Origin of the sequence: Nonomuraea sp. NPDC026600 (genome assembly GCF_040638335.1) — a bacterium.
GTDB lineage: Bacteria > Actinomycetota > Actinomycetes > Streptosporangiales > Streptosporangiaceae > Nonomuraea.
This window is the reverse complement of sequence record NZ_JBEZYD010000009.1, coordinates 191,336-214,667: the sequence shown is the minus strand read 5'-3', so window position 1 is coordinate 214,667 and position 23,332 is coordinate 191,336. Positions and strand designations below refer to the sequence as shown.

The window sequence follows — 23,332 nt, the reverse complement described above, 5'->3', positions numbered from 1 at the left end:
GAAATCGCTCCCACGGCGGCTATTGACGCATTACAGGCAGCATACTTATGCTCCGGGCAGCGAAATTATCGGGGGGTTTACGAAACTTTCAGAAGGAGAAGGGATCCCCTATGAGGCGCAGTCTCGTACTGATCGCCACGGCCGTACTCCTCGCCGGCTGCGGCGGCGGCGGGACCGCGGAGCCCGCCCGGAGCGGCGAACCGGCCTCGCCCGCGAAGGTGACGCTCGAATGGTGGCACCTGTCGACCGCTGATCCGTTGAAGACGATCTGGGCGACCCGGGCCAAGGAGTTCGAGGCCGCGCATCCCAACGTGACGATGAAGCTGACCGTTCTGGAGAACGACGCGTACAAGGCCAAGCTGACCACGCTCACGCAGTCGGGCAAGGCGCCCGACCTGTTCGCCACGTGGGGCGGCGGAGTTCTGAAACAGGAGCTCGACGCGGGCCTGGTCAAGGACATCAGCGACGACGTCGCGCCGGTTCTCGGCGACTTCACCAAGGCGTCGCTGGCGGCCTATCAGTTCGACGGGAAGACGTACGCGCTGCCGACCGACATCGGGATGGTCGGATTCTGGTACAACAAGCGGCTCTTCACCAAGGCGGGCATCACCGCGCCGCCGGCCACGTGGGCGGAGTTCCTGGCCGACGTCCAGAAGCTGAAGGCGTCGGGGACCACCCCGATCGCGCTGGCCGGCAAGGAGAAGTGGCCCGGCCACTACTACTGGGCCTACCTGGCCATGCGCATCGCCGGCCTGCCCGCCCTGCAGCAGGCCGGGGTGGACCACGACTTCACCAAACCCGACTTCGTCACCGCCGGACAGCAGCTCAAGGCGCTGGCCGACCTGCGGCCGTTCCAGAAGGGCTTCCTCGGGGCCGCCTACGGAACCCCTGACGGCCAGGCCGCGACCATGTCCAACGGCAAGGCCGCGATGGAGCTGATGGGCCAGTGGGCGCCGGCCGTGCAGGCTTCTTCGGGCAAGGGACTCGGCGGCGACCTGGGTTTCTTCCCCTTCCCGACGGTCGAGGGCGGCAAGGGGACGATCACCGAGGCGTTCGGCGGCGGCGGCGGGATCGCCGTGGGCGCCGACGCGCCACCGGAGGCGGTGGAGTTCGTGAAGTTCATGACCGAGAAGGGCAATCACGCCAAGGTCGTCGAGTCCGGCGGGGTGCTTCCCGTGCTGAAGGGCGAGGAGAGCGCGGTCAAGGACGCCAACCTGAAGGTCGTGGCCGAGTCGCTGGCCTCCGCCACCGGCTTCCAGCTCTACCTCGACCAGGCGTACCCGCCCGCGGTCGGCCAGGAGGTCAACGACAGCGTGGCGCAGCTCATCGGCGGCACCAAGACGCCCCAGCAGGTGGTCGACGCCATCACGGAAGTGGCCAAGAGCGAATGACGACGCTGACCCGGGGGCCGCAGGCGCCCGCACTCGCCGCCCCCGCGTCCCCCTCTCGGGGGCGGCGGCGCGGCTGGGTCACGATCGTGCTGTTCCTCCTGCCCGCGCTGGTGCTCTTCCTGCTGCTCGTCGTGGCGCCGATCCTGATCGCCCTGTACGCGAGCGTGTTCAAGTGGAACGGCTTCGGCGGGCTGCCGAAGAACTTCATCGGGCTGGACAACTTCACCCGGCTGTTCGGCACGGAGGTCTTCCGGGACGACGTCTGGCACCTGGTGGTCCTCGTCGTCCTGTCCGTCGTGGTGCAACTGCCCATCTCGCTGGGCATCGCCATGCTCCTCCACCAGCGGATCCGCGGGCGGACGCTGTACCGGCTGGTGTTCTTCGCGCCGTACGTGCTCTCCGAGGTGATCACCGGCGTGCTGTTCTCGCTGATCCTCTCGCCGGGGGCGGGGGTGGCCAACCGGATCCTGGGCGTGGTCGGGCTGAACTCGGACTGGCTCGCCGACCCCGGCACGGTGATGCTCTCGCTCTTCCTGGTCATGACGTGGAAGTACTTCGGCTTCCACATGATGATCTACCTGGCCGGGCGGCAGAACATCCCCGACGAGCTGATCGAGGCCGCGCAGATCGACGGCGGCACTCCGGGGCAGGTGTTCAGGCACGTCACACTGCCGCTGCTGGGGCCGACGATCCGGATCAGCGTGTTCCTGTCGGTCATCTACACGATCCAGCTGTTCGACCTGGTCTGGATCCTCACTCAGGGCGGGCCCTCGCACTCCTCGGAGACGATGGCCGTCACGATGCTGGAGTTCGGGTTCAAGCGCTCCCAGGTCGGCTACGCCAGCGCGATCAGCGTGGTGATGTTCGCGCTCAGCCTCGTCTTCGCCCTGGTCTACCAGCGCTTCGTGATGCGGCGCGATCTCGAGGGCGCGATCACCCGGATGGGAGACCGCCGATGAGGCGATCGACTCTGCCCCTGCACGCGATCGCGTGGATCGTTGGCGCGTTCATCCTCATCCCGGTGGTCTACGCCCTGCTCGGCGGCTTCAAGAGCACCGCCCAGCTGTCCACCAACCCGTTCGGCCTGCCCGATCCGTGGGTTCCGTCGAACTACACCGACGTGCTCGCCGACGGCCCGTTCTGGCGGCAGCTCTGGAACAGCACGTTCATCGCGCTGACCTCGACCGTGCTCGTCGTCGCGCTGTCGGCGCTGGCCGCCTTCGTCTTCGCCAGGTTCGCCTTCCGTGGCAGGGAGCTGCTGTTCACGCTGTTCACGATGGGGCTGATGTTCCCGTTCGCGGTGGCGATCCTGCCGATCTTCGTGCTGCTGCGTACCTTCGGCCTGCTCGACAGCCCCCTCGGCGTGATCCTGACGCAGGGCGCCTTCGGGCTGCCCCTGACGATCCTCATCCTGCGCGGCTTCTTCCGGAGCATCCCCGGCGAGATCGAGGAGGCGGCCATCCTCGACGGCTGCACCGCCTTCGGCTTCTTCTGGCGGATCCTGCTGCCGATGGCCCGGCCCGCGCTGGCCACCGTGTCCGTCCTGGCGATCGTCGGGAGCTGGAACAACTTCATGCTGCCGCTGGTCGTCTTCAGCGACGAGTCGGGATGGACGCTGCCGCTCGGCATCCAGCAGTTCCAGGGCCAGTACAGCTCCGACACCGCCCGGATCCTCGCCTACCTCGTCCTGGCCATGGTGCCCGCCCTCGGGTTCTACGCCATCGCCGAACGCCACCTGATCGGTGGCCTCACCGCAGGAGCCACGAAAGGGTGAACATGCTGCAGGTGTCCGGAACCCAGCTCGTCACCGCCGACTCCACTCCGGTACGCCTGCGCGGGGTGGGATTGGGGGGCTGGCTGAGCATGGAGAACTTCATCACCGGTTACCCCGCCGACGAGACCTCGATGCGCGAGGCCGTACGGGAGGTGCTGGGCGAGGATCGGGCGGAGCTGTTCTTCGAGCGGCTGCTGACCTCGTTCTTCACCGAGCGGGACGCGGCGCTGCTGGCCGGGCTGGGCGTCAACTGCGTGCGCGTCCCGGTCAACTACCGCCACCTCGAGTCCGACCAGCGGCCCTTCGAGGTCATCGAGCGCGGCTTCCGCCACCTCGACCGGGTCGTCGACCTGCTCGGCTCGTACGGCGTGTACAGCGTCATCGGCCTGCACGCCCTGCCCGGCGCGCAGAACCAGCACTGGCACTCCGACAACCCCACCCACGTCGCCGCCTTCTGGAACCATCGCCACTTCCAGGACCGGGCCGTCCACCTGTGGGAGGCCATCGCCGACCGCTACCGCGAGCACCCGTGGGTGGCCGGGTACAACCCGGTCAACGAGCCGGGCGACCCGAGCGGCAAGGTGATCGGCCCGTTCTACGACCGGCTGGTCAAGGCGATGCGCGCCGCCGATCCGCGGCACGTGCTGTTCCTCGACGGCAACACCTACGCCACGGACTTCTCGATCTTCCGCGAGGTGTACGGGAACACGGTGTTCGTCTGCCACGACTACGCCCTGGCCGGGTTCGCGCACGGCGGGCCGTACCCCGGCTACACCCGCAGCGAGTGGTGCGACCGGAGCGAGCTGGAGCGGACCTTCAAGATGCGGTCCCGGTTCCAGCGCGAGACGGGCACGCCGCTGTGGGTGGGCGAGTTCGGGCCCGTCTACACCGGTCACCCCGAGGTCGACGAGCAGCGCTACCGGATCCTGCGCGACCAGCTCGCCATCTACGACGCCCATGGGGCCGGCTGGTCGCTGTGGACGTACAAGGACGTGGGGTTGCAGGGGCTGGTGCACGCGGCCGGGCCCTACCTCGACAGGTTCGGGGCGTTCATCGGCAAGAAGCGGCGGCTCGGCGCGGACCGGTGGGGCTCGACCATGGAGGAGTCGGCCGACGTGCTGGCGCCGCTGCACGCGATGCTCGGCACCGAGGCCCCCGGCTGGGCCCCCTACCCGTGGGGGGCGCGTTACCAGGCCGACGACCTGATCAGGCACATCCTGATCGCGCAGGCGCTGCTGCCCGAGTACGCCGAGCTGTTCAGGGGGCTGTCCGACGACGACGTGGTCGAGCTGGCCGACTCCTTCGCGCTGGAGCGGTGCGTACGGCGGCAGCCGCTGCTCGACCTGCTGACCGACAACCTGGGCGGGGGTGACTCCCGGCTTCCGGCGACCTAGCGGCCGGCTCGGGGCGGCCTTCCGGCGGCCTTTCGACGACACGGATGTGGTGTCACGCGGGATTGTCGGTGGCGCACCCTACGATGAGGCTCCTCACGGAGGGATACCCACATGCTGGACTCGCTGATCGTGCCCCTGTTCGTCACCACGGACCTGCCGCCCGAGGCGGATCTGGCCGAGTTCGGGGAGTTGCTGGCAGAGACGGCGCGGACGCTCGACCATGACGACGTGAGCTACGCCGCGTTCCTGGCAGGCAAGGTGTTCTGGCTCGACCGCCCGGTCCTGCCCCGGCAGCGGCCCGCGGCCGAGGTCGAGCCGCGGTTCGCGGCGCTGCTGGGCTACCTGGCCGCCTCCGGGGCCGGGCACACCTCCCGCGCCGTGGTGGCCGACGTGCGCCGGGCGATCGACGCCGCCGTCACCTCCCGCTACGGCGACGTGGAGGCGGCGCCCGCCGTGTTCGCGATCCGCGACCGCGACGTGCGGGAGCGCACCCCCGAGACGGCCGTCTACGTCGACACTCGCGACGCCGCCACCGACCTGGTCACGGTCACCCGCCCCTACCTCTGACCCCGCCCGGCGCCAAAGGCACGGGCGTCAGAGGTACGGGCGTCGGAGGCAGCTCGGCACCCGGGTCAGCGCGGCGCCGGGGTCAGCTCGACGAAGGACACGCCCGGCATCGGCAGGTCGAAGGTCACCGTCACCGCGCCGTCCGCGGCCGTGAGCACGGCGGCCGGGGTCAGCTCGTCCAGGGTGTTGACCGAGCGCAGCTTGTCCCACTGCCCGTCGGCGGGCCAGTCGCCGCCGTCCATCGACCGCCAGGCCGCCTCGATGTTGGAGTGCTCCCCGTCGATGCGGTGATGGGTGACCGTGTAGTCCCCGTCGAGGCCCGCGACGGCCAGGGAGACCGCGCGCGACAGCTCGGGAGCCCCGTCGGCCTGCGCCTGGTTGAGCGTGCCGTTCCAGGCCAGCACCCCGACCCGCCCGTCCTCGTGCCGCGCCGCCCAGACCTCGACCCCGCCCGCGTCGCCCTCGACCACGGTCGCCAGCTCGGCGTCGCCGAGGCGGGCGGCCAGGCTGAGCGCGTGGAAGCGGGGCTTGCGCAGGTTGCCGACCGTCAGCAGCCCGAAGCCGCCGTGGAAGAGCCGCGGCGGCCGCCCCAGCTCCTCGAAGTGGTCCGAGGCCACCCAGTGCGACACGGCGGCCAGCCGGCCCGCCGCCGACTTCATGCCGTGCAGCAGGAACGCGGCCCCGAACGGCCCGTCACCGATGCCGTGGAAGTGGGTCGGGGTGGGCCCCCACTCGGTCCACCAGACGGGCGTGTCCGGCCTGGCGTGCCGGGCCAGGGCGGGACGCCAGTCGAGCGGGGCGTTGCCGTAGGTGTGGGTGGAGAGGAAGTCGAGCTCCGCGCCCGACTCGGCGATGTGCGCCAGCAGCTCCTCCACCCAGCCGTTGGCCGCCGAGGCGGGGCCGCCGACCCGTAGCTCGGGGTGCACGTTCTTCACGGCGGCGGCGCTGACGTCGTAGAGCAGGAAGTACTCCTCGGGCGTGCCCGTCCAGAAGACGGCGAGGTTGGGCTCGTTCCACACCTCGAAGGCCCAGTTGTCGATCAGCTCGTGGATCCCGTACCTCTCGGCCAGGTGCTCCACCAGCGCCCTGACCAGGTCGCTCCACGCCTCGAAGTCCTTGGGCGGGGAGATGATCGCCTCGTAGCCGAACACCGTCCTGGACGGGTCGGCGGCCAGGTCGCGCGGCATGTAGCCGAGCTCGACGATCGGCCGCAGGCCGAGCGCCATGATCGTGTCGTAGACCTCGTCGACCTTGGCGAAGTCGTAGACCGCCTGGCCGTCGACCTCCTTGTAGACGCCGAGGTCGTCACCGAGGATCGCGTGGGCGCGGACCGTCTCGACCCCGAACTCCTCGCGCACGGTGCGCAGCGCCTCGGTGAGCTCCGCGCCGATGGGCCGGCCGCCCGTCTCGTCCTTGCTCAGCAGGTACGACAGGTGCTCGGAGCCGATCATGTACCGCCACGGCCGGGGCAGGTCGCGCGCGACCACGGCGGCGTCGACCCGCACGCTGACCGCCGCCGCTCCGCCGTCCAGCGGAGCCGCCGGCACCGCGTCCGAGGCGGGGCCGACGGTCTCCATGGTGGCGATCGCCGCGACCGTGTACGAGGCCGCGCCGTGTCCCGTGTCCACGTAGCGGCACTCGGGTACGGCCGGCACGTCCACGTCGGGCTGCGACACCGGCACGCCGTCCCGGTGCACCAGGTAGCCGATCGCCTCCGGCACGGGTTCCCACGTCAGCGTCACGTGGCCCGCGCCGGGGACGGCCCGCAGCCCGGCCGGCGCCTGAAGGGTCGGTTCGGCGGCCGGGACCGCCTCCCCCGACGCCTGGTGGAGGCGTTCCTGCCAGTCACGGCGTGCGGCATCAGCCGTACTCATCTGGGGTTCCCCGATCTGTTGCAGCGTCAGTTGGCGGGAGGGGCGCCCTGAACGGCCCACTCCTCGATTTCCATCACCGGCCGGAGCTTCGCCTCGACGCCCGCGCCGCCGAAGTAACGGTGCAGATTGCCTCCGGTGAGCACGTTGCCCAGGGCGCCCATGGCCATGCCCTGGTCGAGCGCGAGGTACCACTTCGACACGGCGCCCGAGCGGACCGCGACGGAGTCGTAGAAACCGCCGGGCCCGTAGGCGTCGAAGTTCTTGCGGATCTTGGCCAGGTTATCCATCGCCTGGGCCCGCGCGTACGGCAGAGCCAGGAAACTGGCGTGCGGAGTGACCACTCCGTCACCGTAGGCGGTGGGTTCGGGCTGGGCCGGGCGGCAGCCCTCGTAGCCGGGGTCGGTGCTGGTGCGCTCCTCGTCGGAGGTGTAGCCGGGGGTGTCCATGCCGAGCGGGTCCACGCCGTATTCGCGGTAGCCGCCGTGCGGGTCGTTGGACGGCGAGAAGCCCCAGTAGCCGTACTTCGCCTCGCGCAGGCCGTGCTCGATCTGCGCCTTGACGAACACCGGGTGGTTGCGGCCCCAGCTCCGGGGCGCCCATGCCGCCTCGGGGACGACCAGATCCGGCATCAGCGCTTCGAACATCGAACCGCCCCAGTTCGGGACGAATCGCAGGCCGCGATAGCCGTACGTGCCCTCCCAGACGTTGACGCCCAGGTACGTCTTCCACGCGCCGACCGGCTTCTGCTCCTGCCAGCCGAAGTCGCAGCCGTTGTCGGGGAAGGTCCGGTACGGGCCGAAGTAGCTCTCGCGCGGGATCTGGCCGAGCGCGATGCCCACGTACTGGGCGATGCGGGTCTCGGCGGGCGCGCCGTAGTGGTGGCAGGTGGACCAGACCTTGGTGCCGGTGCCCGCGTAGTCGCTCTCGACCGAGCAGCCCTCCGGCTTCTCCGGCCAGAAGCCGCCGCGAATCAGCCCGGTGCCCGCGTCGGGGCGGGCGGCCGGGTCGTAGTAGGAGTTGAAGTTCATGGAGGTGACCAGCCGTGCCGCCCGCGCGGACTGGCGGGGCACGGCGGTGCGGACCATCATCAGGGCCGTCGCCAGCCAGCTGTTGTCCACGCTGGAGGCGAACAGCCGCACCGGGTCGCCGTTGTCGGGCCAGGTGTGGACGAGCTGGAGGGTCGCCGGGTCGTACCAGTTGTAGTACTGGCCCGTCGGGGTGTCGCGCTCCATCCGCTCCAGCGCGTCGAGCACCTTGCCGACGCGGGCCGTGGCCTCGCCGGAGCCGATGAGGCGCAGGTCGCGGGCGGTGAGCGTGCTCCACAGGTAGGTGCCGATGTTGGTGGGCGAGGTGACCTTGGCCCTGGTCTTCAGGTCGCCGGTGACCTTGTCGGACGGGATGCCGGTGGCGGGGTCGACCATGGCGGCCATCGACCGCCACGTGTCCTTCGCGTACTGAAATAACGTGCTGTTTCCGGATGAAGCGCTGGCCGGGCTGGGCACAGCGGCGGCCAGCACCAGCAGGCCGGCGAGCAGGGCGGTCTTGCGCATGGGGGTGCTCCTCTACTTGAGCTACTTGAGCCCGGACGTGGCGATGCCCTGGATGAAGAAGCGCTGCAGGAAGACGAACAGGACGAGGATCGGCGCGACCACGATCATCGCCCCGGCGACGAGCAGGTTGTAGTGGGTGGCCTCGTGGCTGTTGAGGATGTTCAGGGCCACGGGCAGCGTGTAGACGTCCTCCGACTGCGCCACCACGGCCGGCCAGAGGAAGTTGTTCCACGCTCCGAGAAAGGTGATCAGGCCCAGTGTGGCCATCGCGGGCTTGCAGAGCGGCAGGACGATCCTTGCGAAGATCCGGAACTCCCCCGCCCCGTCCACCCGCGCCGCGTGGATGAGCTCGTCGGGCAGCTCCGCGATGAACTGCCGCATCATGAACACGCCCAGCGGCGTGATCAGCCCCGGCAGGATGATGCCGAGGAACGTGTTCACCATGCCGAGCTTCGCGATCAGCACGAACTGCGGGATCATCAGCACGATCGCCGGCACCGCCATCTGCACCAGCACCAGCCCGAAGACGGCGTTCCGGCCGCGGAAGCGCAGCTTGGCGAAGCCGTAGCCGACCATCGAGGAGAAGAGCAGGTTCCCGGCGACGATCACCAGCGCGACGAACACGCTGTTCACGAACGCCTGCCCGAGATGCACCCGGTGCAGCAGCTCGGTGTAGTTGTCCAGCGTGAACGTCTCGGGCCAGAACGTCGGCGGATCGCGCCGGATCTCCGCCTCCGGCTTGACCGAGCTGAGCCCCGCCCACAAGAACGGCCCGACGACCAGCAGCAGCCCGACGCTCAGGCCGAGGTAGGTGATCAGGTTCTGCCCGCGGGTCCGCCTCACCGTGCCCTCCCGATCCTGAGCTGCAGTACGGCCAGCGCGATGATCACCATGAACAGCACACTCGCCGCGGCACCCGCGTAGCCGTAGTTGCCCACCCCGAACTGCTTGAAGATCGCCAGCGAGGCCGACAGCGTGGAGTTCAGCGGCCCGCCACCGGTCATGATCAGCGGTTCCTCCAGGAACTGCACGAACCCGACCGAGCTGTAGACGGTGCAGAACAGGATCACCGGCCGTAATTGCGGCAGCGTGATCGACCTGAATCGCGCCCACCGCCCGGCCCCGTCCACCTCCCCCGCCTCGTACAGCTCCCGCGGAATCCCCTGCAGCGCCGCGAGGAAGACCACCATGTCGAACCCGAAGCTGCGCCAGGCGGTCATCACGATGATCGACGGCAGCGCGGTGGCCTGTTCCTGGAGCCAGGCGGGTCCTTGGACGCCGACCAGCTCCAGCAGCCGGTTGACCAGGCCCGCCTCCGGCTCCAGCAGGAACTTCCAGGCGACCGCGACGCCGATGATGCTGGTGATGTGCGGCAGGTAGTAGCCGAGCCGGAAGAACGCGGCGGGCAGCCGGGCGATGCCGGAGTTCAGCGCCACGGCGGCGGCCAGGCCGAGTCCGATGGTCAGCGGCAGCCCGGTGATCACGAAGATCGCGGTGTTCAGCGCCGCCTCGCGCATCGCCTCGTCGCCGGCCAGCCTGAGGTAGTTCTCGACGCCGACCAGGTCGACGGCCAGCGGGTCGGCGACGTCCGTACTCCGCATGTCGGTGAAGCTCATGCCCAGCCCGGCCAGCAGCGGCCCGAGGTAGAACACCACGAACATGAGGACGAACGGCAGCACGAACACCCAGCCGAGCCCGCCCCTGCGAAGGAGCGCCATCACTAAAGGCCGGTGCCGATCGTGTCGGCCTGCGCCTGGATGGCCTTGGCCGTCTGCTCCGGCGTCTGCTTGCCCAGCGCCAGCTTCTCCAGCTCGGTCTCGAACACCTTCGACACCTGCTCCCAGGTCGGGTAAGGCGGCGGCGTCTTGGCGTCCTTGAGCTGCTCGCCGAAGACCGCGAGCTGCTTGTCCGCGGCCAGTTCCGGCTCCTGCCAGGCCGACCGCACGCTGGGCAGCGCCTTCACCGTGGTGTACCACTTGGCCTGCACCTTGGGGTCGGTGAGCCACTGGATGAACTTCCACGAGGCGTCGCGGTTCTTGGCCTGCTTGAAGACGACCAGGTCGGAGCCGCCGACGAAGCTGGTGGCCGAGACCGGGCCCTTCGGGTAGGGCGCGACGTCGAACTTGTCCTTGAAGCCCGCGCCGCCGTCGTTGTCCAGCACGCCGATCATCCACGGGCCGGAGAAGAAGCCGCCGACCTCGCCCTTGATGAAGTTCTGGGGGAAGGCGCCCTTGGGGGTGTCGTTCGGGGCCAGCTTCTCCTGGAAGAGCGAGGCGTACTGCTTGAGCGCGGTCACCGCCTCGGGGGTGTCGAAGGTGTACTTGCCGTCCTTGACGATCTCGCCGCCGGCCTGCCAGATGAGCGGCACCAGCTCCTGCCAGGAGCCCTCGGTGTAGCCCTGGTTGAAGCCCTTCTTGGCGCCGCCCTTCTCCTTCAGCGCCTTGGCGAACGTCTTGACCTCGGCCCAGGTGGCCGGCGGCTTGACGCCCGCCTTCTCGGCCTGGTCCGTGCGGTAGTACAGGACACGGGTCTCGACGTACCACGGCACTCCGTACGCGGTGCCGTTCACGTCCACGGTCTGCCAGGCGCCGGGGAAGAAGTCGGCCTTGTCGATGAGGTTGCCGGGCGTGGGGTCGAGCACGCCGGTCTTGGACAGCTCGCCCGCCCAGGTGGAGCCGATCATGCTGATGTCGGGCGTGGCACTGCCCGCGATGGCCGAGGTGATCTTGTCGTGGGCGATGTCCCAGCCCATCGGCGTCACGTTCACCTTGACGCCCGGGTTGGCGGTCTCGAAGTCCTTGGCGAACGCGCCGAGCGCCTTGCCCTCCTCCCCGATCGCCCAGACCGTGATCTCGCCGGAGACCGCGCCGGACTTGACGTCCTGCGCCTTTTCTGGCGCCTTGTCGGCGCTTCGCCCGCAGCCGGTGACCAGTATCGCGAGGGTGAGCAGACCGGCGGCGGAGCGCCGGGTCGAGGTGTTCAACGGGGTTCCTCCTGGGGGTGGTGACCGCAGCTGGCGCGCAGCACCAGCTCGGTGGTCAGGACGAGGTTTCTCGGGGTGTCGCGGGCGCCGGTGATCAGCTCGTCGAGCGCCCGCGCGGCGCGCGCGCCCAGTTCGCGCATCGGCTGGCGGATGGTGGTCAGCGCCGGGCGGGCATGGCGGGCGGCCATGATGTCGTCCCACCCGGTCACGGCCAGCTCGTCGGGTACGGCGAGTCCGAGCTCCTCCGCGGCGAGCAGGGCGCCCAGCGCCACCTCGTCGTCGGAGCAGACGATCGCCTGGGGCCGGGCCGGGCCGCGCAGCAGGGTCCTGGCGGCCTGGTAGCCGCACTCGACCGTGTAGTGCTCCGTCGGCACCGCCTCGATCGCGCCGCCGAGGACGGACCTGACGCCCTGCCAGCGCTCGTCCACGTCGTCTCCGGTCGCGATCGGCGCGCCGAGGAAGGCGAAGCGCCGGTAGCCGTGCTCCAGGAGGTGCCGGGCCAGCGCGCGGGCCGACTCGGTGTTCTCGCTGCGCAGCGTGTCGGCCCCGGCGAGCGGCTCGCGGGAGACGAACACCAGCGGCATCCCCATCCGGACCAGCTCGGCGACCAGGTCGTCCGGAGCCGTGTGGCCGAACACCATCAGGCCGTCCACCCGCCCCGCGAGGTCCTTGACCAGGTCGTGCACCCGGGTGCGGCCCTTGGTGGACAGGATCACCACCGACCGGCCCAGCTCGGAGGCCACCTCCTCGTAGCCGAGGAGGACCTCGGTGTAGTACGGGCCCGAGAGGTTGGGGAAGACGATGCCGTTGGCGGCGTGGCGGCCCTCGGCCAGGCTGACGCCGAGGCGGCTGGGCGTGAACCGGAGCTCCTCGACCGCCTTCAGCACCTTCTCCCGCGTCTTGGGCGCCACCGGCCCGGTGCCGCGCAGGGTCCGCGACACGGTCGCGATCGACACGCCCGCCCGCTGCGCCACCTCGTAGATCGTCACGTCCATCCAGGCTGCTCCGCTTTCTGTAAGCGCTTCCACAACCAGCTTATGTAAGCGCTTACAGAAAGGCAGTGTGTCAGGCGTGTCAACATCTCGTACAGACCCCGCCCGGTAACGGTGAGGTCACGCCGACGTGGGGTAGACGGCAGGCATGCTCTACGGCAAGGAACATGTCCAGCGCTATCAGGAGACCGACGGCGCCGAGGGACACGACTGGAACAACACCACGACCCTCCTTCTGACCACCAAGGGCCGCAAGTCCGGCAGGTCGTACACGACGCCGCTGATCTACCAGCGACACGGACGCGACCACATCGTCGTCGCCTCCAAGGGCGGCGATCCGGACCACCCCGAGTGGTACAAGAACCTGCGGGCCGAGCCCGAGGTCGAGGTGCAGGTGAAGGCCGACAAGTTCAGGGCGCGCGCCCGTACGGCCACGGACGAGGAACGGCCCGGACTATGGCGGTTGATGGCCGCCACCTGGCCCGACTACGACAACTACCAGCAGAAGACCGATCGGAAGATCCCGATCGTCGTCCTCGAATCCATCACCACCTGACCGCTGAGACCGCCCCGTCCTCGTACGGCGGGGCGGGTGGGCCGCCGGGAAGGGGCGTGATCGATGATGGATCGCATGAGTCGCGAACACCACTACAACGTCACCGTCACCTGGACCGGCAACCGGGGCGAGGGCACCTCCGGCTACCGCTCCTTCGGCCGCGACCACGAGGTGTCGGCCGAAGGCAAACCCGCCCTGCACGGCTCGGCCGACCCGGCCTTCCGGGGCGACCCCGCGCGCTGGAACCCGGAAGAGCTGCTGGTGGCGTCGCTGTCGCAGTGCCACATGCTGTGGTACCTCCACCTGTGCTCGCTCAACGGCATCATCGTGACCTCCTACGTCGACGAGCCGACGGGCACCATGGTCGTGGACTCCAGCGGCGGCGGCCGCTTCTCCGAGGTCACCCTGCACCCCACGGTCATGATCACCACGCGGAACCTGCACGACAAGGCCATGGAACTGCACGCCGAGGCGAACAAGCTGTGCTTCATCGCCAACTCGACCAACTTCCCCATCCACCACGAGCCGGTGATCCTCGACGCCTGAGACCGTATTCGACTGATCCAGAAACCCCACCGGCTACCAGCCCTAATCACCGCATGCGGAACGCTTTCGTAGGGCGGTCCGTTGCCTTGGCATGGCTGACATCCCCTATGACAGAAAAGAACAGCTCAGGCAGATCGAGAGCGGGCTGCTGCCGGGCGAACAGATCATCGCGGTGTACGACGCCATCGGCGCGGGGACGGGATTCCTGGGGCTGACCGATCGGCGGGTCATCGTCCAGGACAAATCGTTCGCGGGCAAGCGCATCGCGATCACCAGCATCCCCTACAGCAAGATCTCGGCGGTGAGCGTGGTGAGCAACAAGTCGTTCGCCGGCGGGTTCTTCTCCTCGGGCGCGATCGCCATCCACGTCGGGACGCACACGTACGAAGTCGACTTCCGCGGCGACAACAAGGCGCATCACGTACACAACGTGATCTTGCATCACATATCGCGAACCTGACCGTTGCCGTAAGGGGCGCGGCGCCCCGGACTGACCTATCCTGCGGAGATCACGGGGTCACGCGAAGGGGGCGGACTGGGTGAGCCGAGTCGCACGTGTCTGTACGGCGAGCCTGGCCGTGCTGGCGGTCGCCGCCTGCACCGCCACCCCACCGGCTCCGACCTCGGCCCCCGGCACGGGAGCCGCCACCACCTCGCGTCCCGGCACAGCCGCTCCGACCCCGGGCGCGTCGCTCTCGCCGGTACCGGCGCCGGTGATCGGCGGCGGCCTGCCCGCGCTCCCCGCCAAGCCCGCCGACTGCGCCCAGCCACCGGCCGGCACCGACGACATCCGCGCCGTGCAGGCCGAGTCCGGCTGGCGCGCCCTGCCCACCGACGAGCCCGCCGACGAGGGGTACGGCAGGCTCCACGATCTCGCCGTCGGCCGGGACGGCGCCGTCTGGGCCACCCGCCTCACCCAGCGCCTGGCGGCCGAGTCCGTGGAGACGACCTTCGCGGGCCTGCGGCGGTGGGACGGCAAGCGGTGGACGTCGTACTCGCTGCCGGGCGTCCAGGTCACCGCGCTCGGTGCGACGTCCGCGACCAGCGCCTGGGTGTTCGGCCTGGCGGACGGCAGGTCCGGGCTCGTCGGCGCGTTCCAGCACGACACGTGGGCGGCGCTGCGGCTCACCGGGCGGCTCGGCGACACGTTCGGCGCGGGCGGCACGGCGGCGCGCGGCGCCTGGGCGGTCAGCGGCCGCTCGGCGCTGTGGTGGAACGGCTCCACCTGGCAGCAGTACGACCTCCCGGCCCCCGCCGGCGCGGTGGGCGGCGGCAGCGGAAGCGGCGGCGGCTCGGGCAACGGCGGCGGTGACAAACGCGGCGGCGACGTGTGGACGGTCAGCGGGCCGCTGGTCGACCAGGGACCGGCCGCCCGCTGGACCGGCGAGGCCTGGCAGCAGGTCGGCGTGCCCGCGCTCGGCCTGCCGCCCAAGTCGGAGTCCCCGCGCGTCCGGCTCAGCGACGTCGTGGTGCTCGGGCCGGCCGACGTGTGGGTGGTCGGCGGGGTGTCGTGGCTGGTGCCGGGTGAGTTCACCAAGGACAACGAGCCGTTGGAGCGCTCCCGCCCGGTCGCCCTGCACTGGGACGGCGGCACGTGGCGGTGCCGGTGGGGCGCGCTCGGTTCCACGTTCACCCAGGCCGAGCCGGACGGCCGGGACGGCATGTGGGTGCTCGACTCGACCGGGTCGCGGATCCTGCACTTCACCGGCGGACGCTGGACGTCGCAGACCCTCGACGGCATGATCGACGCCCTCGCCCAGCGTCCCGGCACGACCCAGGTCTACGCGGCCGGGTCCTCCCATCCCGAGAAGGGCCTGGCCCGCGCCATGCTCTGGCGCACCCGCTGACCCCGCCCTCTCAGGTGCGCAGCGAGGTGTAGAGCTCCATGGTCCGGTGGGCGATGCGTTCCCAGGAGAAGTGCTCGACGGCCCTGGCCCGCCCGGCCACTCCCATCCTCGCGGCCCGCTCCGGATCCGCCAGCAGTTCGTTGACCCGCTCGGCGAAGTCGGCGGCGAACCGCGCGGGATCGTGCGGCGTCCCGTCGGCCCCCTGGTCGATCGGCACCAGCAGCCCCGTCTCCCCGCCGGCCACCACCTCGGGAATGCCGCCGGTCGCCGTCGCCACCACGGCCGTCTCGCAGGCCATCGCCTCCAGGTTCACGATCCCCATCGGCTCGTACACCGACGGGCACACGAACACCGACGCGTGCGTGAGCAACTGGATCACCTCGGGCTTGGGCAGCATCTCGGAGATCCAGATCACCCCGTCGCGCTCCCGGCCGAGGTCGCGCACCAGGCCCGTCACCTCGGCCTCGATCTCCGGCGTGTCGGGCGCGCCCGCGCAGAGCACGATCTGCGCGCCGGCGTCGAAGGACCGCGCCGCGTGCAGGAGGTGGACCAGCCCCTTCTGCCGGGTGATGCGCCCGACGAAGATGACGTACGGCCTGGCCGGATCCACGCCGTGCTTCTTGAGGACGTCGTCGCCCCGGTCCGGGGCGTATTCGGCGGTGTCGATGCCGTTGTGGATGACGCTCACCCGGTCGTGCGGGATCTCGGGATAGGCGGCGAGCACGTCGCGCCGCATCCCCTCCGAGACCGCGATGATCGCGTCGGCACCGGCCAGGGCGGTCCGTTCGGCCCAGGAGGAGATGGTGTAGCCGCCGCCCAGTTGCTCGGCCTTCCACGGCCGCAGGGGTTCGAGGCTGTGGGTGGTGATGACATGCGGGACTCCGTGCAGCATCTTCGCGACATGCCCGGCAAAGTTGGCATACCAGGTATGTGAGTGAACCACCCCGGCGCCCTCGCACGCGGCGGCCATCTCCAGGTCCACCCCGAGCACCTGCAGGGCCGCGTTCGCCTCCTGAAGCCCGGCGGGCACCCGGTAGGCGGAGACGCCCGGCTCGTCCCGTGCGGCCCCGAAGCACCGCACCCGGACCTCGGCCAGCCGCCGCAGCTCTCTGGCCAGATATTCCATGTGCACCCCGGCACCGCCGTACACCTCTGGCGGGTACTCCCGGGTGAGCAGATCAACGCGCATGAGACGACCTTACGATCCCCGGAGGTTTCAGGCACGTGCGGTGTTCAGTGGGCGATTCGTCGATAGATCGGCATTTTGAGGGTAGCGTCACGGATATGAGGTCCCGGAGGGTTCTTGCGGTCGTCCTGGCAGGTGGAGAGGGAAAGAGGCTCATGCCGCTCACAGCGGATCGAGCCAAACCGGCGGTGCCGTTCGGCGGCATGTATCGGCTGATCGATTTCGTGCTGTCGAACCTGGCCAACGGCGGATACCTGCAGATCGTCGTACTGACCCAGTACAAGAATCACAGTCTCGACCGTCACATCTCGCGCACCTGGCGGCTGACGGCGATGCTCGGCAACTACGTGACACCGGTCCCCGCGCAGCAGCGGCTCGGCCCGCGATGGTTCTCCGGCTCGGCCGACGCGCTGTTCCAGAACCTGAACCTGATCTACGACGAGATGCCCGAGCACGTGATCGTGTACGGGGCCGACCACATCTACCGCATGGACCCACGGCAGATGGTCGAGCAGCACGAGGACTCCGGTGCGGACGTGACGGTGGCGGCGATCCGGCAGCCGCTGTCGCTGGCCGACCAGTTCGGCGTCATCGAGACCGACCCTCAGGGGCGGCGGATCGTCGCCTTCCGGGAGAAGCCCAAGGACGCGGTGGGGCTCGCCGACTCCCCCGACGAGGTGTTCGCCTCGATGGGCAACTACGTGTTCAAGACCCAGGCGATGATCGACGCCCTGCGGGAGGACGCCCTCGACCCCACGAGCAAGCACGACCTGGGTGGAAATATCATCCCGATGCTCGTCAAGTCCGGCGGGGCGGACGTGTACGACTTCGCGAACAACGTGGTGCCGGGTTCGAGCGAGCGCGACCGGGGCTACTGGCGCGACGTGGGCACGCTCGACGCCTACTACGAGGCGCACATGGACCTCATCTCGGCGCACCCGATCTTCAACCTCTACAACGACAAGTGGCCGATCCACACCGGGCACGACCCGCTGCCGCCGGCCAAGTTCGTGCACAACGACGGCGACCGGGTGGGCCGGGCGCTCGACTCGCTCGTGTCACCCGGCGTGATCGTCTCCGGCGGCACGGCGAACAGGTCGATCCTGTCGCCCAGGGTCGTGCTGCACTCGCACTCGCTGGTCGAGGACTCCGTGCTGATGGAGAACGTCAAGGTCGGCCGGGGCGCGATCGTGCGCAAGGCGATCATCGACAAGAACGTGGTGATCCCCGACGGCGCGCGGATCGGCTTCGACCTGGACTATGACCGCACCCGGTTCGCGGTGACCAGGGGCGGGATCGTGGTCATCGGCAAGAACGAGATCGTCGACCGCTGACCCTCACCGGGGCAGGCTGAGCAGCCGGTCGACCAGCGTCCTGGCGTGGTCGGCGCCGACCGGCCGGCTGAAGAAGATCGCATGATAGTAGAGCGGCGCGATCACCACCTCCATCAGCTCCAGCAGCGTCGGCGGGCTCTCGCCGCGCGCCGCCGCCCGCTCCAGCATGCCCTGGAGCTGCACGGCCCGGTCCGTCAGGTACGGCTGACTGTCATCCGGGACGCGGGTGCCCACCTGGGCGGCCCTGACGTAAAGAGGCCCCAGCGGCCCCGCCACGTCCGCCGCGACCTGAACGGCGTAGGCCTCCAGGTCGCCGCGCAGCGTGCCCGTGTCGGGCACCGGTGAACCCCGCGAAAGCCGCTCGGTCACCACGTCGTCCATGAGCGCGCCGAGTGTGCCCCAGCGCCGGTAGAGGGTCGCCTGGTGCACGCCGGAACGTTCCGCCACCTGGGCGAGGCTCAGGCTGTCCCAGTCCTCCTTGCTCAGCAGGTCGAGGACGGCTTCATGCACCGCCGTACGGACTCTCGCGCTGCGGCCTCCCGGTCTGCGTGCAGGTTCCATGCCATCGACCTTAACGCGAACTCTCTTGCGTTAGCCCCCTACCCTATGGTTACCTTGAGGCGAAATTCTTCGCATTAAGGAGTCGGAGCATGCGCCCGATCGTCTTCGAGAAGGACCCCACGTTCTGGTTCGAAACGCTGCGCTCGTTCGGCCACATCGCGTACGGCGGCGCCGACTTCGGCGAGGTCCTCGTGACCGCGCAGCGGATCACCGAGAGCGACTACGACAGCTGGCACGACGAGTGGCTGGCCACGGCGGACCGCGTGGCGGCCGAGGCCGAGCGGAGCCTGGCGGCGGGGCACGAGGTCAGCGCCCGCGACGGGTTCCTGCGCGCGTCCAACTACTACCGCTCAGCGGAGTTCTTCCTGCACGGCGACCCTTCGGACCCGCGCGTCGACTCGGCCTACGACCGCCAGGTGGCCTGCTTCCGCGCGTTCGCCGGAATGTCGGGCATCGAGCCCGTCGAGATCCCGTACGAGGGCACCACGCTGCCCGGCTACCTCTACCGGGGCACCGGCGGCGCGACCGTGATCATGCACAACGGCTTCGACGGCAGCGCCGAGGAGATGCACTTCTACGCGGCCGCCGCCCTGGTCGAACGCGGCTACAACGTGCTGACCTTCGACGGCCCCGGACAGCCGGGCGTCATCCGCAAGGGCCTGCCGTTCCGGCCCGACTGGGAGCACGTCGTAGGCCCGGTGCTCGACTTCGCGCTCGCCCTGCCGTTCGTGGACCCGTCGCGGGTGGCGCTGCTCGGCGCCAGCATGGGCGGACTGCTCGCACCCCGCGCCGCCGCCTTCGACCCCAGGATCAAGGCGGTCATCGCCTTCGACGGCGTCTACGACATGGGCGCGGTCGTCGCCGAGGCCGTCGGCGGCGACCGGGAGGCCGCCAGGCAGGCACTCGCCGACCCTCAGGCCGACGAGCACCTGCGCACCTTGATGTCCCAGAACCCCACCATCCGCTGGGCGGCCACCCACGGCACCTGGGTCACCGGCGCGTCCTCCCCGCGTGGCTACTCGGCCGCGATGCTCGACTACCACCTGCGTGACGGCATCGCCGAGCGGATCACCTGCCCCACACTGGTCTGCGCCGCACCGGACGACTTCGCCTTCCAGGGCCAGCCCGAGGCCCTCTACGAGCACCTGACCTGCGACAAGACGCTCATCGAGTTCACCGAGACCGAGGGCGCCGACGCGCACTGCCAGTCCGGCGCCCAGCGCCTGGCCCTGGCCCGCATTTCCAACTGGCTGGAAAGGACTTTCGCATGAACCGCTCCGTGCTCAAAGTAGCGCTCTGGGACGTACTCCCCTGCATCGCCGCCTATTACCTGCTGCGCGCGCTGAACGTCAGCGAGTACGCCGCCCTCCTGTCGGCCACAGCCGTCGGCATCCTGCGCACCGCTTATGTCGGCGTCAGGGAACGCCGCCTGGACGGATACGCGGCGTTCATGTGCCTGATCTTCGGCCTCGGCCTGGTCCTGTCCTTCGTGACCGGGGACGAGCGCCTCATGCTGGCGGTCAAGTCGATCACCACGGCGGCCATCGCCGCCGTCCTCGTCGCCACCTGCGTGACGGGCCGCCCTGCCGCCTTCCCCCTCGCCAAACGCTTCGGCGCCGAGGACGCGGCCACCTCCGCCCGCTGGGACGCCCTCTACCTGGCCGAGCCCGCGTTCCGCCGCATCTACTACGTCATGACCCTGACCTGGGCGGCGGCCTTCCTCGCCGAGTCGGTGATCCGGATCCCACTCGTCTATCTGCTGCCGGTGGACGTGATGGCCGGCCTGTCAACGGTCCTGCTGCTCGGCACCCTCGCCCTCATCGCCGTCTGGAGCGCCTGGTACGGCAAGCGCGGCGAGGCGGCCTTGTCCGCGAGTTGACCAAGGATCAGTCACGGAACGTACATGACTGATATCGTTCCGTGACATGCCATCCCCCGCGCATGACACACTCAATGCGCTCTTCCGCAACCGTCCGGCATTCGCCGTCGAGATCCTCCGGGATGTCTTCGACGTCGACCTGCCTACGGACGTCCTGATAGAGGTCGCCGGAGGCGACTTCAACGACCGCCTCTCCCTGGACTTCCAGGCCGACACGGTGATCACCGTGGGGCCGCGCCAGGACCCGATCTTCGGGGTCATCGTCGAGATCCAGCAAGACATCAAGGAACACAAACGCACGGCCTGGGCCCGTTATGCGGCGGCGCTTTGGTTGCAGCTGAAGTGTCCGGTCGTAGTGCTGGCCTTCTGCCCTAGCGCCCGCGTCGCAACGTGGGCGGCGGAGCCGATCGTCACCAGCCTGCCCGGCTTCGTCCTCCACCCCAGCGTCTTCGGCCCGGACCGGATCCCCGTGATCACCGATCACGTCCAGGCAGCAGACTGTCTCGAACTCGCCGCCATGTCCGTCATGATGCATGGCCACCAAAGAGTTGTGACAGAGGCCTTCATGACGGCCGTGAGCAAGCTCTCCGATGGTTACGCTTCGCAGTATCATGAATACGGATACCGACTAGCTTCACTCCCCGCACGGCGCATAATGGAGGAGATCATGTCGTCTGCCGCATGGCCCGTATACAGCCCCTTCGCCAGAGAGCACTTCAGTAAAGGCGAAGCTGCCGCGCTGTTCAGGGTACTCAAAGTGCGCGGCATCAGCGTCCCCCAAGACGCCCACGACCGCATCACCCAATGCACAGACCCCGACCAAATGGAAGAGTGGATCGACCGAGCAGTGACCGCGACGACGCTCGACGACGTCTTCCCCCCTAATACTGCTTGACGCTGTAGTCATACCGGCAAGGCAGCGGATGCTCCGCCCTGACCCGCGCCCGCCCCGTCGGATTCAGCCGCTTGTGGTAGTCCCACCAGAGCTCGTCCAACGTGTCCTCCCCTTCCCGCAGATCGTCCACCACCAGCCCCGTCTCCAGCACCCGCCCCGCCCGTCCGACATCCCCCGCGTCCAGGGCGGCGCGGCATTCCAGCAGGCGGATCCGGCCGTGCCAGCGGTCCTTCGGGCCCAGTTTGTCGATCAGGACGAGGGCGGCGTCCGGGCGGCCGGCAGCGAGGAAGGCCGCGAGGGTCTCGATGGTGAGGGGGCGCAGGCGGGGTGACAGCGCGTGGGCCCGCTCATACAGGTCTGCGGCCCGCGAGGGGTCGAGCACGGCCAGGTTGCGCAGCGCCCACGCGTTCTCGGCGCAGGCCAGGGAACGTTCCCAGGCGGCCCGCGCCCCGGTGTGGTCGCCGTCGTGATAGAGGTTCACGCCCAGGTGGAGCAGGGTGAACCAGGTGCCGCCCGACTCCTCGACCGACTTCTCCAGCAGCGCGCGCCATTCGGGGCCGACGGTGTAGGAGGAGGGGGGCAGAGCGGGGGCGGGTGTGGGGATCGAGCCCTTGCGCACCAGCGCGAGCCACGACTGCTGGTCGCGCCCGATCGTCCAGTCGGCGAAGGGGGTGCCCGGCAGGTTGAGCACCCGGCTGCGCCGCTTGGCCAGGGCCCGGCGCTCCAGCGCGCCCCAGCCGCTGCCCACGTGCAGGACCTCCACGGGGACCGCCGAGGCCAGTTGTACCGCCTGTTCGTGCGCCGCCTGGAGCCGGTCGCGGGAGATGAGCTGGTCCAGGGCCCGGCTCACGTGACCGAGCGCTTCGTGCCAGGGGCCGTGGACGCGCGCGGGGTCGCCCTGGAGCAGGCCGTACGCCTCGGTCCAGGCGAGGGAGGAGCGGGCGGGCAGCCGTACGTGCTCCAACTGGGTGCGGGTGAGTCCCGCCTGGATCTCCAGGTACGGCCGGTCGGGGCCGGACAGCCAGTCCTGCCAGTTGCGGCCCGCCGCGCCGGTGCCCCAGCGGAAGTGCTTGCGACCGCGCATCAGGTCGGTGGAGACCTGCGCGAGCCCGCCGCCGTCCTGGTCGAGGGCGGCGATCCAGCGGCGTGCGCCGTGGGGCAGCTCGTAGAAGAAGTCGGCGGCCTGCTCGTTGCGGGCCGGGTAGGACTGGTCGGCCTCGCGCCAGCGCGGCACCGGCACGCGCCGCAACATCCCGTCGTAGGAGAAGTGGTACGCCTGACGGGCGGGCGCCAGCACCCGGCTGCCCGGCGTCTGCGGCACCGCCGCGTTCGACCACCAGTAGACCGGGGTATCCACCGCCGAAGGGTTATAAATCCGGACGTGTACCAGGAGCACCGGCGAGTCGGGCGGCAGGCAGACGTCGAGCTGGTAGACCAGCCGCCGCATCCGTTCCCACTCGTACATCCGCAGCACCGGCACCCCGTCGGGCCTGGTCACCCGGACGGCGTGGACGGGCGCGCAGGCCAGGGCGGTGTGCCCGAACGTGCCGAGGTTCCACTCCACTCCCCCGGCGAACCACGCGTTACGCAGCCCGAGGTTGGCCAGTTGCAGGTGGGGTGGCTTGTGCAGGAGCTCGCGGCCGGTCGGCAGGTGCACCAGCGAGCGCAGCCGCCCGCCGTACTCCAGCAGGAACTCCGCGCGCAGCAGCGAGTTCTCCAGCACCGCCGTCTTCAGCTCCCGCTCCTCGCGCTCGCGGCCGTAGCCGTCCTGGAAGGTGTACGGCAGGAGCGAGTCGGCATGCCCGTAAGCCAGTTGGGCCGCCATCTCGGCGTCGGCCGCGGCCGTCTTCAGCCCACCGCGTGGATCGGGCAGCGTGCGCAGCGGCGGCAGCGGGTTCGCCGGGCCTAGCGGGGACACGGGGAGCACAACCGAGGATGTCCGTAGCATTTGGCGAGTATTTTCCCATAAAACCGTCCTATAAGAGCTTCCGTCGGGTTTCGGG

General features: G+C 69.7%; 22 protein-coding genes. 13 read left to right on the top strand and 9 right to left on the bottom strand.

What is annotated here, in order from left to right:
* Window positions 1-110: 110 nt before the first annotated feature.
* From AB0F17_RS22680 to AB0F17_RS22660, 5 genes are all read left to right on the top strand, one after another.
* Window positions 111-1,391 carry an extracellular solute-binding protein gene (locus tag AB0F17_RS22680; RefSeq protein ID WP_358025916.1) on the top strand — a complete coding sequence of 427 codons (1,281 nt, stop codon included), beginning with the start codon at window positions 111-113 and terminating at the stop codon, window positions 1,389-1,391.
* On the top strand, window positions 1,388-2,350 hold the full coding sequence (locus AB0F17_RS22675; RefSeq protein WP_358025914.1) for a sugar ABC transporter permease: 963 nt from the start codon (window positions 1,388-1,390) through the stop codon (window positions 2,348-2,350). Before AB0F17_RS22680 ends, AB0F17_RS22675 begins: the two co-directional genes overlap by 4 nt.
* Entirely contained in the window at window positions 2,347-3,165 is an 819-nt protein-coding gene (locus AB0F17_RS22670) for a carbohydrate ABC transporter permease (RefSeq protein ID WP_358025913.1), read from the top strand. The genes AB0F17_RS22675 and AB0F17_RS22670 overlap by 4 nt, the downstream gene beginning before the upstream one ends.
* 2 nt (window positions 3,166-3,167) lie before the next feature.
* Window positions 3,168-4,559 (top strand): cellulase family glycosylhydrolase, encoded by a 1,392-nt coding sequence (locus AB0F17_RS22665; RefSeq protein WP_358026206.1) that lies wholly within the window; start codon window positions 3,168-3,170, stop codon window positions 4,557-4,559.
* 111 nt (window positions 4,560-4,670) lie between these two features.
* A complete protein-coding gene (locus AB0F17_RS22660) occupies window positions 4,671-5,126 on the top strand; it encodes a hypothetical protein (RefSeq protein ID WP_358025912.1) in 456 nt (151 codons plus the stop codon).
* Window positions 5,127-5,191: 65 nt separating this feature from the next.
* Here AB0F17_RS22660 and AB0F17_RS22655 read toward each other — a convergent pair whose 3' ends face one another.
* Genes AB0F17_RS22655 through AB0F17_RS22630 form a run of 6 tightly spaced genes read right to left on the bottom strand, consistent with a single transcriptional unit; the run spans window position 5,192 to window position 12,528 of the window.
* Window positions 5,192-7,000, bottom strand: coding sequence for a hypothetical protein (locus AB0F17_RS22655; protein ID WP_358025910.1), 1,809 nt, complete (start codon window positions 6,998-7,000; stop codon window positions 5,192-5,194).
* 26 nt (window positions 7,001-7,026) lie between these two features.
* Window positions 7,027-8,550, bottom strand: coding sequence for a glucoamylase family protein (locus AB0F17_RS22650; protein WP_358025908.1), 1,524 nt, complete (start codon window positions 8,548-8,550; stop codon window positions 7,027-7,029).
* A 21-nt stretch (window positions 8,551-8,571) separates the two neighbouring features.
* A complete protein-coding gene (locus tag AB0F17_RS22645; RefSeq protein ID WP_358025906.1) occupies window positions 8,572-9,393 on the bottom strand; it encodes a carbohydrate ABC transporter permease in 822 nt (273 codons plus the stop codon).
* Window positions 9,390-10,268 carry a sugar ABC transporter permease gene (locus AB0F17_RS22640; protein ID WP_358025904.1) on the bottom strand — a complete coding sequence of 293 codons (879 nt, stop codon included), beginning with the start codon at window positions 10,266-10,268 and terminating at the stop codon, window positions 9,390-9,392. Before AB0F17_RS22640 ends, AB0F17_RS22645 begins: the two co-directional genes overlap by 4 nt.
* A gap of 2 nt (window positions 10,269-10,270) precedes the next feature.
* Window positions 10,271-11,533, bottom strand: coding sequence for a sugar ABC transporter substrate-binding protein (locus tag AB0F17_RS22635; RefSeq protein ID WP_358025902.1), 1,263 nt, complete (start codon window positions 11,531-11,533; stop codon window positions 10,271-10,273).
* Window positions 11,530-12,528 carry a LacI family DNA-binding transcriptional regulator gene (locus AB0F17_RS22630; RefSeq protein WP_358025900.1) on the bottom strand — a complete coding sequence of 333 codons (999 nt, stop codon included), beginning with the start codon at window positions 12,526-12,528 and terminating at the stop codon, window positions 11,530-11,532. Before AB0F17_RS22630 ends, AB0F17_RS22635 begins: the two co-directional genes overlap by 4 nt.
* Before the next feature lie 145 nt (window positions 12,529-12,673).
* On the opposite strand from AB0F17_RS22630, the gene AB0F17_RS22625 reads away from it, so the two are divergent.
* The 4 genes from AB0F17_RS22625 (at window position 12,674) to AB0F17_RS22610 (ending at window position 15,474) form a co-directional block, all read left to right on the top strand.
* The gene (locus AB0F17_RS22625; RefSeq protein WP_358025898.1) at window positions 12,674-13,081 is read left to right on the top strand and encodes a nitroreductase family deazaflavin-dependent oxidoreductase; all 408 of its coding nucleotides are present in this window, start codon (window positions 12,674-12,676) and stop codon (window positions 13,079-13,081) included.
* Window positions 13,082-13,156: 75 nt separating this feature from the next.
* Complete coding sequence (locus AB0F17_RS22620) at window positions 13,157-13,627, top strand: OsmC family protein (protein ID WP_358025896.1); 471 nt, start codon at window positions 13,157-13,159, stop codon at window positions 13,625-13,627.
* Between the two features lie 91 nt (window positions 13,628-13,718).
* Window positions 13,719-14,087, top strand: coding sequence for a PH domain-containing protein (locus AB0F17_RS22615; RefSeq protein WP_358025894.1), 369 nt, complete (start codon window positions 13,719-13,721; stop codon window positions 14,085-14,087).
* A 79-nt stretch (window positions 14,088-14,166) separates the two neighbouring features.
* Window positions 14,167-15,474, top strand: a complete 1,308-nt coding sequence (locus AB0F17_RS22610) for a hypothetical protein (RefSeq protein ID WP_358025892.1) — start codon at window positions 14,167-14,169, stop codon at window positions 15,472-15,474.
* A 10-nt stretch (window positions 15,475-15,484) separates the two neighbouring features.
* On the opposite strand, the gene glgA is transcribed toward AB0F17_RS22610, so the two are convergent.
* The gene (glgA, locus tag AB0F17_RS22605; RefSeq protein ID WP_358025890.1) at window positions 15,485-16,663 is read right to left on the bottom strand and encodes a glycogen synthase; all 1,179 of its coding nucleotides are present in this window, start codon (window positions 16,661-16,663) and stop codon (window positions 15,485-15,487) included.
* Window positions 16,664-16,758: 95 nt separating this feature from the next.
* Between glgA and glgC the strand changes: the two genes are divergently transcribed.
* A complete protein-coding gene (gene glgC / locus AB0F17_RS22600; protein WP_358025888.1) occupies window positions 16,759-17,994 on the top strand; it encodes a glucose-1-phosphate adenylyltransferase in 1,236 nt (411 codons plus the stop codon).
* 3 nt (window positions 17,995-17,997) lie between these two features.
* On the opposite strand, the gene AB0F17_RS22595 is transcribed toward glgC, so the two are convergent.
* Complete coding sequence (locus AB0F17_RS22595; RefSeq protein ID WP_358025886.1) at window positions 17,998-18,555, bottom strand: TetR/AcrR family transcriptional regulator C-terminal ligand-binding domain-containing protein; 558 nt, start codon at window positions 18,553-18,555, stop codon at window positions 17,998-18,000.
* 89 nt (window positions 18,556-18,644) lie between these two features.
* Between AB0F17_RS22595 and AB0F17_RS22590 the strand changes: the two genes are divergently transcribed.
* Genes AB0F17_RS22590 through AB0F17_RS22580 form a run of 3 tightly spaced genes read left to right on the top strand, consistent with a single transcriptional unit; the run spans window position 18,645 to window position 21,329 of the window.
* Complete coding sequence (locus tag AB0F17_RS22590) at window positions 18,645-19,826, top strand: alpha/beta fold hydrolase (RefSeq protein ID WP_358025884.1); 1,182 nt, start codon at window positions 18,645-18,647, stop codon at window positions 19,824-19,826.
* Window positions 19,823-20,434 carry a VC0807 family protein gene (locus AB0F17_RS22585; RefSeq protein WP_358025882.1) on the top strand — a complete coding sequence of 204 codons (612 nt, stop codon included), beginning with the start codon at window positions 19,823-19,825 and terminating at the stop codon, window positions 20,432-20,434. The genes AB0F17_RS22590 and AB0F17_RS22585 overlap by 4 nt, the downstream gene beginning before the upstream one ends.
* A gap of 46 nt (window positions 20,435-20,480) precedes the next feature.
* Window positions 20,481-21,329: a hypothetical protein gene (locus tag AB0F17_RS22580; protein ID WP_358025880.1), complete on the top strand. Its 849-nt coding sequence runs from the start codon at window positions 20,481-20,483 to the stop codon at window positions 21,327-21,329.
* Here AB0F17_RS22580 and AB0F17_RS22575 read toward each other — a convergent pair.
* On the bottom strand, window positions 21,316-23,247 hold the full coding sequence (locus tag AB0F17_RS22575; RefSeq protein ID WP_358025878.1) for a DUF5107 domain-containing protein: 1,932 nt from the start codon (window positions 23,245-23,247) through the stop codon (window positions 21,316-21,318). The genes AB0F17_RS22580 and AB0F17_RS22575 overlap by 14 nt on opposite strands.
* Between the last annotated feature and the right edge of the window lie 85 nt (window positions 23,248-23,332).

Bases quoted from the DNA above. Each gene is read 5' to 3' on its own strand.
- AB0F17_RS22680 (WP_358025916.1), top strand. From the start codon at position 111: ATGAGGCGCAGTCTCGTACTGATCGCCACGGCCGTACTCCTCGCCGGC.
- AB0F17_RS22675 (WP_358025914.1), top strand. From the start codon at position 1,388: ATGACGACGCTGACCCGGGGGCCGCAGGCGCCCGCACTCGCCGCCCCC.
- AB0F17_RS22670 (WP_358025913.1), top strand. From the start codon at position 2,347: ATGAGGCGATCGACTCTGCCCCTGCACGCGATCGCGTGGATCGTTGGC.
- AB0F17_RS22665 (WP_358026206.1), top strand. From the start codon at position 3,168: ATGCTGCAGGTGTCCGGAACCCAGCTCGTCACCGCCGACTCCACTCCG.
- AB0F17_RS22660 (WP_358025912.1), top strand. From the start codon at position 4,671: ATGCTGGACTCGCTGATCGTGCCCCTGTTCGTCACCACGGACCTGCCG.
- AB0F17_RS22655 (WP_358025910.1), bottom strand. From the start codon at position 7,000: ATGAGTACGGCTGATGCCGCACGCCGTGACTGGCAGGAACGCCTCCAC.
- AB0F17_RS22650 (WP_358025908.1), bottom strand. From the start codon at position 8,550: ATGCGCAAGACCGCCCTGCTCGCCGGCCTGCTGGTGCTGGCCGCCGCT.
- AB0F17_RS22640 (WP_358025904.1), bottom strand. From the start codon at position 10,268: ATGGCGCTCCTTCGCAGGGGCGGGCTCGGCTGGGTGTTCGTGCTGCCG.
- AB0F17_RS22630 (WP_358025900.1), bottom strand. From the start codon at position 12,528: ATGGACGTGACGATCTACGAGGTGGCGCAGCGGGCGGGCGTGTCGATC.
- AB0F17_RS22625 (WP_358025898.1), top strand. From the start codon at position 12,674: ATGCTCTACGGCAAGGAACATGTCCAGCGCTATCAGGAGACCGACGGC.
- AB0F17_RS22620 (WP_358025896.1), top strand. From the start codon at position 13,157: ATGAGTCGCGAACACCACTACAACGTCACCGTCACCTGGACCGGCAAC.
- AB0F17_RS22615 (WP_358025894.1), top strand. From the start codon at position 13,719: ATGGCTGACATCCCCTATGACAGAAAAGAACAGCTCAGGCAGATCGAG.
- glgA (WP_358025890.1), bottom strand. From the start codon at position 16,663: ATGCGCGTTGATCTGCTCACCCGGGAGTACCCGCCAGAGGTGTACGGC.
- glgC (WP_358025888.1), top strand. From the start codon at position 16,759: ATGAGGTCCCGGAGGGTTCTTGCGGTCGTCCTGGCAGGTGGAGAGGGA.
- AB0F17_RS22595 (WP_358025886.1), bottom strand. From the start codon at position 18,555: ATGGAACCTGCACGCAGACCGGGAGGCCGCAGCGCGAGAGTCCGTACG.
- AB0F17_RS22590 (WP_358025884.1), top strand. From the start codon at position 18,645: ATGCGCCCGATCGTCTTCGAGAAGGACCCCACGTTCTGGTTCGAAACG.
- AB0F17_RS22585 (WP_358025882.1), top strand. From the start codon at position 19,823: ATGAACCGCTCCGTGCTCAAAGTAGCGCTCTGGGACGTACTCCCCTGC.
- AB0F17_RS22580 (WP_358025880.1), top strand. From the start codon at position 20,481: ATGCCATCCCCCGCGCATGACACACTCAATGCGCTCTTCCGCAACCGT.